Origin of the sequence: Kribbella antiqua (genome assembly GCF_004345665.1) — a bacterium.
Classification (GTDB): Bacteria; Actinomycetota; Actinomycetes; order Propionibacteriales; family Kribbellaceae; genus Kribbella; species Kribbella antiqua.
Window position 1 is genome coordinate 1,138,990 of the sequence record NZ_SLWR01000001.1, and the last position, 9,411, is coordinate 1,148,400.

The following is a 9,411-nucleotide window of genomic DNA, read 5'->3' on the forward strand; positions in this document are numbered from 1 at the left end:
GGGTCGGGCAGGCTGCGCGGGCGCGCCCGCGCAGCGGTGTGTGCCTGGTGCATTACTGTCACCGATGACGTTCAGGACGGTGAGGTTGGATGATGATGTTCAGGGTTGATCAGCGGTGTGGGGCGGCGAAGGCCTCGCGATCCGTTATGTTTATGTAATGAACGCAACCCGCCCCGCACCTGGGTCGCAGGCTTCGCTGCGCGAAGCCAACCGTGAGCGCGTTCTGGGGGTCGTCCGGCAGCACGGCCCGTTGACCCAGGTCGAGATCGCCGCCGCGTCCGGCCTGTCCGCCGCGACCGTGTCGAACATGGTCCGCGAGCTCGACCAGGCCGGCATGGTCGGCCTGTCCCGCAGTATCCGCAACGGCCGCCGCGCGGTGCTGGTCTCGCTGGCCTCCGGCGGCGGACTGCTCGCCGGGGTCGCGTTCGGCGAGCGTGACGTCCGGGTCGCGATCGCGAACGAGTCCCGCGAGATCCTCGCCCAGCAACTGATGCCGCTGCAAGCGGATCATGTCGCCGACGACGGGATGGAACGCGCCGCCCGGCTGCTCGCCGACCTGGCCGAGACGGTCAGTTCCGGCGTCGAGGACATCGCCGCGATCGGCTTCGGCCTGCCCGCGCCGGTCGACTCGGTCAGCGGCGAGGCCGGCTCCGACGCGGTCCTGCCCGGCTGGCGCGGCGTCAACGTCGCCGACGCCATGGCCGGCCACCTCCGCGCCCCGGTCGCGCTCGACAACACCGCCAACCTGGCCGCGCTCGGCGAGCTCCGCAACGGAGCCCTGCGCGGTGTCCGGCACGGCTGCTACCTGAAGTTCTCGTACGGCGTCGGCGCCGGCATCGTGCTGGACGGCGAGGTCTTCCGCGGCTCAGCCGGTACGGCGGGCGAGATCGGACACGTCACCATCGACGAGAACGGCCCGATCTGCCGCTGCGGGAACCGCGGCTGCCTGGACACGTTCGTCGGCTCCCGGGCGCTGATCAGCAGCCTGGCCGCGTCGCACGGCCCGCTCCGGCTGAAGGACATCGTCACCCGGGCCCGCCAGGACGACCTGGGCTGCCGCCGGGTGATCGAGGACGCCGGCCGACGGGTCGGCGTCGCGGTGGCCGGCCTGGTGAACCTGCTCAACCCCGAGGTGATCGTGGTCGGCGGCCTGATGGCGGAAGCCGGCGACCTGATCATGACTCCACTCCGCGAGGCCCTGGACCGCTGCGCGATCCCGAGTGCCGCCGCCACGGTCGAACTCCGCTCGGCCGAACTGGGCGACGACGCGGACATCATCGGCGCTCTGCACCTCGCCTCGGTCCTCAGCCACTCGAAGGCTCTCAGCACCGCCCAGGCTTTGTAACGCCAATATGTCTATTTCTTGAATTCAAGTCTTGACGTCAAGGCTGCGGCGGGTTTGACTTCGGGGCAGGCCTACTCGGGCCCTGTTTCGTCAAGGAGCCGCCACATGTCCGTCTCTCCATCCCGTCTCGTCGGTCTCGGCCTCGCCGTCTCGGCCCTCGCGCTCAGCCTGGTTGCCTGCGGGTCGGACGAACCCGCGGCCGGTGGCGGCGGAAAGAAGATCGCTCTCCTGCTGCCCGAGTCGAAGACGACCCGCTACGAGGCCCTCGACCGCCCGCTGTTCACCGAAGCCCTCAAGGCCGCCTGCGCGGACTGCGAGCTGATCTACAGCAACGCCGACCAGGACGCCGCGAAGCAGCAACAGCAGGCCGAGGCGGCCCTGACCCAGGGCGCGAACGTGCTCGTGCTCGACCCCGTCGACGGCAAGGCGGCCGCCGCCGTAGTGGCCTCCGCCAAGGGCCAGAACGTGCCCGTGGTCGCGTACGACCGGTTCATCGAGAGCGCCGACTACTACGTCTCCTTCGAGAACGAGGCGGTCGGCAAGCTCCAGGCGCAGACCCTGGTCGACACGCTGAAGGCAGCCGGCAAGACCTCGGGCAACCTGGCCATGATCAACGGCTCGCCGACCGACCCGAACGCGGCCGACTTCAAGAAGGGCGCGCACAGCGTGCTGGACAGCAGCGGCTTCAAGGTCGCCGCCGAGTTCGACACCCCGGACTGGAGCCCGGACAAGGCCCAGGCCTGGATGGAGGGCCAGCTCAGCGCGATCAAGAACGGTCTGGTCGGGGTGTACGCCGCCAACGACGGAACCGCGGGTGGTGCGATCGCAGCGCTCAAGGGTGGTGGCGTCACGCCGCTGCCGCCGGTCACCGGGCAGGACTCCGAGCTGGCCGCGATCCAGCGGATCGTCTCCGGCGACCAGGCGATGACGATCTACAAGGCCGTCAAGCCGCAGGCCGAGGCCGCCGCGAAGGGTGCCGTCGCGCTGGCGAACGGGGGCAAACCCGAGTCCACCACCGACAAGAACGGCGTACCGTCGACCATCCTCGACCCGGTCGCGGTCACCAAGGCGAACATCAAGGACACCGTGGTGAAGGACAACATCTACAAGGTGACCGACATCTGCACCGCGTCGTTCGCCACCTCCTGCACCGCAGCCGGCCTCAGCTGACCCTATCGAGACTGGCCTATCGCCAGGATCATGGCCTGAACGCAACGCCCTGGAGGCTGATCGAGTGACTGTCACCCCCGCCCCGGCCGGCACCCGCACGGTGCTGGCTCTGAGGGGCATCTCCAAGCGCTTCGGCGCGGTGCAGGCCCTGAAGAACATCGAGCTCGACGTCCGGGCCGGCGAGGTGCTGGCCCTGGTCGGCGACAACGGCGCCGGCAAGTCGACGCTGGTGAAGACGATCGCCGGCGTCTACACCGCCGACGACGGAACGATGGAGTTCGACGGGCAGGACGTGCGGGTCGGCAGCCCGGCCGAGGCGCAACAGCTCGGCATCGCCACCGTGTTCCAGGACCTGGCGCTGTGCGACAACCTCGACGTGGTCGCGAACCTCTACCTCGGCCGCGAGCTGCGAAAGGGCCGGGCCCTGGACGAGGTGGAGATGGAGCGGTCCTCCTGGGCGCTGCTGCGCCAGCTGTCGGCGAAGATCCCGTCGGTCCGGATCCCGGTGGCCAGCCTGTCCGGCGGCCAGCGGCAGACCGTCGCGATCGCCCGCAGCCTGCTCGGCGACCCCAAGGTCGTGATGCTGGACGAACCGACCGCGGCCCTCGGCGTGGCTCAGACCGCCGAAGTCCTCAACCTGGTCGAGCGGCTCCGCGAGCGCGGCCTCGCGGTGATCCTGATCAGCCACAACATGGCCGACGTGATGGCGGTCGCGGACCGGGTCGCCGTACTGCGGCTCGGCCGGAACAACGGCGTCTTCGTGGTCAGCGACACCAAGACGCAGGACATCATCGCCGCCATCACCGGCGCGACGGACAACGCGGTGTCCGAGCGCGCAGCGCGCCGGACCCGTGAGGACGGGACCGCATCATGACGCTGCACGGATCCGAGATCCGCCCGCAGGACGCCCCAGGCCCGGCCGGGACCGGGACCGGGAACGGGAACGGCGCGGCCGCCGAGTTGCCGGCCGATCTGCAGGACGAGCGGCTGATCGCCAGTCACGGCCTCAGCGGTGCGGTCTCCGCGTTCACCGCCCGGCTCCGCTCCGGCGACCTCGGCTCGGTCCCGGTGGTGGTCGGCCTGATCATCATCTGGGCGGTCTTCCAGATCGCGAACAGCTCGTTCCTGTCCAGCCGCAACCTGGTCAACCTCACCCTGCAGACCACCTCGGTCGGGGTGATTGCCATCGGCATCGTTCTGGTCCTGCTGCTCGGCGAGATCGACCTGTCGGTCGGTTCGGTCAGCGGGCTGTCGGCCGCCGTACTCGGAGTGACGTTCGTCAACCAGGGCTGGCCGCTCGTGCTGTCGCTGCTGGCCGGGGTTGCGCTCGGGCTGGTGATCGGCTTGTTCTACGGCGCGCTGTACACCCGGTTCGGCGTACCGAGTTTCGTGATCACACTGGCCGGTCTGCTCGGTTTCCTCGGTCTCCAACTGCTGGTGCTCGGGAAGGAGGGTTCGCTGAACCTGCCCTTCGACTCCGCGCTCGTCGGGTTCGCCACCCGTAGCTTCCTCTCCCCCGCGCTGGCCTACGGGCTGGTCGCGGCTGTCGTCGCGGTGTACGTGCTGACCCGGCTGCGCGGTCGAGCCGCCCGCGCCGCAGCCGGGCTGTCGGCCGCCCCCACCTCGATGATCGCGATCAAGGGCGCCGCGCTCGCCGTCGTCCTGCTCATCCCGGTGATCATCCTGAACGGCGACCGCGGGGTGTCGTCGATGTTCCTGCTCTTCGTCGGGCTGGTGGTGGCCACCGATCTCGCCGTACGACGGACGCGGTGGGGCCGCTCGGTCGTCGCGGTCGGTGGCAACGTCGAGGCTGCGCGGCGCGCCGGTATCAACGTGCGGATGATCTACCTGTCGGTGTTCGCGGCCTGCTCCACCTTTGCCGCGGTCGGCGGTCTGCTGGCCGCCGCCCGGCTGGTCGCGGTGAACCAGAGCAGCGGCGGCGCCGACGTCAACCTGAATGCGATCGCCGCCGCGGTGATCGGTGGCACCAGCCTGTTCGGCGGCCGCGGTTCGGTGTACTCCGCTCTCCTCGGGGCGCTGGTGATCATGTCGATCTCGAACGGTCTCGCGTTGCTGAGCCTCGACTCCAGCGTCCGCTATATGGTGACCGCCGGCGTGCTGCTGATCGCCGTCACCATCGACTCACTGAGCCGCCGCAGCCGGCAAGCGCACGGCCGCGCCTGAGCGGGTGGGCTCTCGCTTGCCTGTGACCAGGCGGGAGCCCACCGTTCCACCGTTCTTTTGGCAGGATGAGCCGCATGACGTCCAGGAAGCCGATCAAGGTCGCACCGACCCGTGAGGACCATTCGGTCACCACGCTGGAGCTGTTCTTCGACCTGGTGTTCGTGTTCGCGCTGACCCAGATCACCGCGCTGATGGCGCATGACCTCAACTGGCACGGCGTGCTGCGCGGGGTGCTGCTGACCGGGGTGCTCTGGTGGAGCTGGATCGGCTTCTCCTGGCTGTGCAATCTCGTCAAGGCCGACGAGGGCTCGATCCGCGGCGTCGTACTGCTGGCGATGGCCGCGATGTTCCTGATCGCGCTCGCCATTCCCGAGGCGTTCCACGATCTGCCCGGTGGTCTGCCCGGCCCGGTCGTCATCGCCTGCGCGTACTTCCTCTTCCGCGCCTTGCATCTCGTCATGTTCTGGCTGATCGCCGACGGCGACGCGGTGCTTCGCCGTACGCTGCTGCGGTTCGCGCCGTCCATGCTCGGCGGTACGGCGCTCCTCCTGGTCGCCTCGCAGTACCACGGGACGACGCAGACGGTGCTGTGGGCGGCCGCGCTGGCCGCCGACTACGGCGGCACGTACCTGATCGACGCGCGGGGCTGGCGGTTCCGGTCGGCCGCGCACTTCGCCGAGCGGCACGGGCTGATTGTCATCATCGCGCTGGGCGAGTCGATCGTGGCGATCGGCGTCGGTGTAACCGACCTGCCGATCTCCTGGCCGATCATCATCGCGTCCATGCTGGGCCTGGCCGTCTCGGCCGCGCTGTGGTGGATCTACTTCGACGCCACCGTCCTGTACGGCGAACACGCGCTGGCCGCCGAGCCCAACGAGACCCGGCCAAAGCTGGCCCGGGACGCCTACACGTTCCTGCACTTCCCGATGGTCACCGGCATCGTGCTGCTCGCGCTGGGCCTCAAGAAGGTGCTCGAGTACGTCGGCGACACCGAGCATCACCACCTCGACGACCCGCTGAAGGGTGTCGGCCTCTACGCGCTGTTCGGCGGCGTGATCATCTATCTGCTCGGCCATGTCGGCTTCAAGTGGCGGACGATGCACCGGCTCGGGGTCTCCCGGCTGATCACGGCTGGTCTGGCGCTGATCGCCGTACCGCTGCTGGGCAAGGTGCCGGCGTTGGGGCAGCTCGGCGTACTGACCGCGTTGCTGGCCGGGCTGGTCGGCTTCGAGGCGGTCCGGTTCGCGCAGGAGCGGGACGAGTTGAAGCACGGCGAACAGCACGCATGAGAAAGGGCTCCCCGCGGGAAGCGGGGAGCCCCTGTTGTTCAGCTCAGGCCGAGGCGGCGGTCAGGTCGACCTTTGGCTCGGCGAAGTGGCAGGCGGCCACATGGCCCGCGGTCGACAGCGGCTTGGGCTCGAGCGGCGGCTCCTGCGTGGCGCAGATGTCCTCCGCCTTCCAGCAGCGGGTCCGGAACCGGCATCCGCTCGGCGGGTCGATCGGCGAGGGTACGTCGCCGACCAGCCGGATCCGCTCCTTCGGCGGCACGCCCCGGATGGTGCCCAGGTCGGGTGCGGCCGACAGCAGCGCCTGCGTGTACGGGTGCTGCGGAGCGCCGTAGATCTGGTCCCGCGGGCCCTGCTCGACGATCTTGCCCAGGTACATCACCGCGACCTCGTCACAGAAGTGGCGAACCACGCCGAGGTCGTGGGCGATGAAGACGAAGGCGATGCCGAGGTCGCGGCGCAGGTCCTCCAGCAGGTTCATCACCTGGGCCTGGATGGACACGTCCAGCGCGGACACCGGCTCGTCGGCGATGATCACCTCCGGCTCCACCGCGAGCGCCCGGGCGATGCCGATGCGCTGCCGCTGGCCGCCGGAGAACTCGTTCGGGTACCGGTTGTGGTGCTCGGGGTTCAGGCCGACCCGCTCCAGCAGCTCCTGGACCCGGTCGAGCTCCTTGCCCTTCTTGACCAGGTTGTGCACCCGCAACGGCGTACTGATGATGTTGCTGACCGTCTGCCGCGGGTTCAGCGAGCTGTAGGGGTCCTGGAAGACGATCTGCAGCTGTCGGCGGAACGGACGGAGTTCCCGCTCCTTCAGCTTCGCGATGTCCTTGCCCTTGAACAGGATCTGGCCGGCCGTCGGGGTCAGCAGCCGGGTGATCATCCGGCCGGTGGTCGACTTGCCGCAGCCGGACTCGCCGACCAGGCCCAGGCTGGCGCCGGCCGACAGGTCGAAACTCACCCCGTCGACGGCCTGGACGACCTTCTTGGTCCGGCCCAGTCCGGCGGCTTCCTTGATCGGGAAGTGCATCTTCAGGTCGCGGACCTGCAGCAGCGGGGTCCCCGCTTGAGCCGCCGGTACGGCGTCGACCATGCGCACGTTGTCGCTCATCTCTCTCCTCAGCCCCTGTCAGCCCAGTCTCGGCGCGACCTCGGCCTCGTAGATCGAGGCCTTGTCGTGCAGGTGACAACGGGACGTGTGGGCGCCGGCACCGTCGACCGGCAGCAGCTCCGGCAGTTCGGTCGTGCAGCGTTCGCCCTTCACCCGCTCCTTGTACGGGCAGCGGGGGTTGAAGGAGCAGCCGCTGGGCAGACTCAGCAGGCTCGGCGGCAGGCCCTTGATCGGCTGGAGCCGCTCGTTCGCAGCCGACACGGTCGGGATGGACTCGAGCAGACCCCAGGTATACGGCATCCGCGGCCGGGCCAGCACGTCCTCGGCGGTGCCGTACTCGACGCAGCGACCGGCGTACATGACCAGGACGTCGTCGGCCATCTCGGCCACCACGCCCAGGTCGTGGGTGATCAGCACGATCGCCGAGCCGAATTCCTTCTGCAGGTTGTTCAGCAGGTCCAGGATCTGCGCCTGGACGGTCACGTCGAGCGCGGTGGTCGGCTCGTCGGCGATCACCAGCTTCGGGTCGTTGACCAGGCCCATCGCGATCATCGCGCGCTGCCGCATACCGCCGGAGAACTCGTGCGGATACTGCTTGAAGCGGCGGATCGGGTTCGGGATGCCGACCAGGTCGAGCATCTCCAGGGCCCGCTTCTTGGCCACGTCCTTGGACACCTTGTGGTGCACCCGGTACGCCTCGGTGATCTGGTTGCCGACGGTGTACAGCGGGTGCAGCGACGACTGCGGGTCCTGGAAGACCATCGCGACGGCGTCGCCGCGGACCTTCATCAGCTCGTTCTCCGGCAGGCCGACGATCTCGTCGCCGCCGAGCCGGATCGAGCCGGTGATCTTGGTCCGCTTCCGGTCGTGCAAGCCCATCACGGCCATGCTGGAGACCGACTTGCCGGAGCCGGACTCGCCGACGATCGCCAGCGTCCGGCCGAGCGGGACCGAGTAGCTCAGCCCGTTCACCGCGCTGACCACTCCGTCGGCGGTCGGGAACTTCACGGTCAGGTCCTCGACCACCAGGTACGGCGTCTCGCCGCTGGGGTTCAGGGTGCCCTGCCGCTTCTCGCGGGTGGCGATCGAGGGACCGCGCTTGGCGGCGGCGTCGGGCGCCGGCTCGCCTGCTGCCGTTCCGACCATGGTGTCCTTCCGGTCCTCAGGGGCGGGTGTGCTCACGAAAGCCTCACCCGCGGATCGATCAGGCTGTACATCACGTCTACCAGGAAATTCATCGCCACGAGCACGACGGACGCGATCAGCACGGTACCCATGATCACCGGCAGGTCGTACGTCTCCAAGCTCTGCAGCACCAGGTTACCCAGGCCGGGCAGGTCGAAGATCCGCTCGGTGAAGATGGCGCCGGACAGGCTGGCGGCGATGTCCAGGCCGAAGATCGTGATCACCGGGATCAGGCCGGAGCGCAGCGCATGCTTGTAGGTCACCGACCGGTCCGACAGGCCCTTGGCCCGGGCCGTCCGGATGTAGTCCTCGCTGAGCGTCTCCACCATCGAGCCGCGCGAATATCGCGCGTACTGCGTGCAGTTGTAGATCCCGATCACCAGCCACGGGGTTATCAGCCCGGCGAACCACTTGCCGGGATTCTCCGAGATCGGTGTGTAACTGCCGCGGGGCAGGATCGGGTACAGAATCGTCAGGTACAGCGAGATCATCAGCGCGACGATGTAGTACGGCACCGAGCTCATGATCAGGGTGCTGCTCATCAGCGCCCGGTCGCCCAGCGTCCCGCGTCGCTTCGCGGCCATCGAGCCCACGAAGACACCGATGGTGAGGACCAGGACGGCGTAGCCTGCGACCAGTGACACGGTCACCGGTAGCCGGGTTTTCAGCATCTCCGTGACCGGCCGGTCGCTCTTGAAGGAGAAGCCCAGGCAGGGCACGGTGCACTCCTGCTTGACGCCGGACGTCTCGAAGGTCCGTCCGACGAAGATGCCCGCCGTGTACTCGGCGAACTGCTGCACTTTCGGCCGGTCGAGATGCAAGTTCGCCTTGATCTCGTTGTAGCGCTCCATGGTGCAGTTGCGCTCACCACAAATTGCCGCGGCCGGATCCGTCGGCGCGACGAAGAACAGCGCGAAGGTCGCGATCAGCGTGACCAGCACGACACTGAGCGCGCTGACCAGGCGGCGCGCCACGAAGTAGAGCACGAGGTTTCTCCTCACCGATGAGGGTGGTGGGCGGGGCGCCCCCCCGCCCCCACCCCCGCCTACAGAACAAAAAAGAAACCTCCGCCAACCCCACAACGCGGCTTCAGGTACAACAAGGGGAAAAAGGGCATGCCCAGGGGGGAC

8 protein-coding genes are annotated in these 9,411 nt (G+C 68.6%); 5 read left to right on the forward strand and 3 right to left on the reverse strand.

The window, feature by feature from the left end; all coding sequences use genetic code 11:
* The first annotated feature begins 157 nt into the window (after positions 1 to 157).
* The 5 genes from EV646_RS05410 to EV646_RS05430 all read left to right on the forward strand — a co-directional run bounded on the left by EV646_RS05410 (position 158) and on the right by EV646_RS05430 (position 5,988).
* Positions 158 to 1,345, forward strand: a complete 1,188-nt coding sequence (locus EV646_RS05410) for an ROK family transcriptional regulator (RefSeq protein WP_132144427.1) — start codon at positions 158 to 160, stop codon at positions 1,343 to 1,345.
* 105 nt (positions 1,346 to 1,450) lie between these two features.
* A complete protein-coding gene (locus tag EV646_RS05415) occupies positions 1,451 to 2,515 on the forward strand; it encodes a substrate-binding domain-containing protein (RefSeq protein WP_132144429.1) in 1,065 nt (354 codons plus the stop codon).
* 64 nt (positions 2,516 to 2,579) lie between these two features.
* Positions 2,580 to 3,389: an ATP-binding cassette domain-containing protein gene (locus EV646_RS05420; RefSeq protein WP_132144431.1), complete on the forward strand. Its 810-nt coding sequence runs from the start codon at positions 2,580 to 2,582 to the stop codon at positions 3,387 to 3,389.
* Complete coding sequence (locus EV646_RS05425) at positions 3,386 to 4,699, forward strand: sugar ABC transporter permease (protein ID WP_199236789.1); 1,314 nt, start codon at positions 3,386 to 3,388, stop codon at positions 4,697 to 4,699. Before EV646_RS05420 ends, EV646_RS05425 begins: the two co-directional genes overlap by 4 nt.
* Before the next feature lie 74 nt (positions 4,700 to 4,773).
* The gene (locus EV646_RS05430) at positions 4,774 to 5,988 is read left to right on the forward strand and encodes a low temperature requirement protein A (RefSeq protein ID WP_132144433.1); all 1,215 of its coding nucleotides are present in this window, start codon (positions 4,774 to 4,776) and stop codon (positions 5,986 to 5,988) included.
* A gap of 43 nt (positions 5,989 to 6,031) precedes the next feature.
* Here EV646_RS05430 and EV646_RS05435 read toward each other — a convergent pair whose 3' ends face one another.
* The 3 genes from EV646_RS05435 to EV646_RS05445 are packed head-to-tail and all read right to left on the reverse strand — an operon-like array spanning position 6,032 to position 9,267.
* On the reverse strand, positions 6,032 to 7,096 hold the full coding sequence (locus tag EV646_RS05435) for an ABC transporter ATP-binding protein (RefSeq protein WP_132144435.1): 1,065 nt from the start codon (positions 7,094 to 7,096) through the stop codon (positions 6,032 to 6,034).
* 18 nt (positions 7,097 to 7,114) lie between these two features.
* On the reverse strand, positions 7,115 to 8,278 hold the full coding sequence (locus EV646_RS05440) for an ABC transporter ATP-binding protein (protein ID WP_132144437.1): 1,164 nt from the start codon (positions 8,276 to 8,278) through the stop codon (positions 7,115 to 7,117).
* Positions 8,275 to 9,267, reverse strand: a complete 993-nt coding sequence (locus EV646_RS05445) for an ABC transporter permease (RefSeq protein ID WP_132144439.1) — start codon at positions 9,265 to 9,267, stop codon at positions 8,275 to 8,277. The genes EV646_RS05440 and EV646_RS05445 overlap by 4 nt, the downstream gene beginning before the upstream one ends.
* Between the last annotated feature and the right edge of the window lie 144 nt (positions 9,268 to 9,411).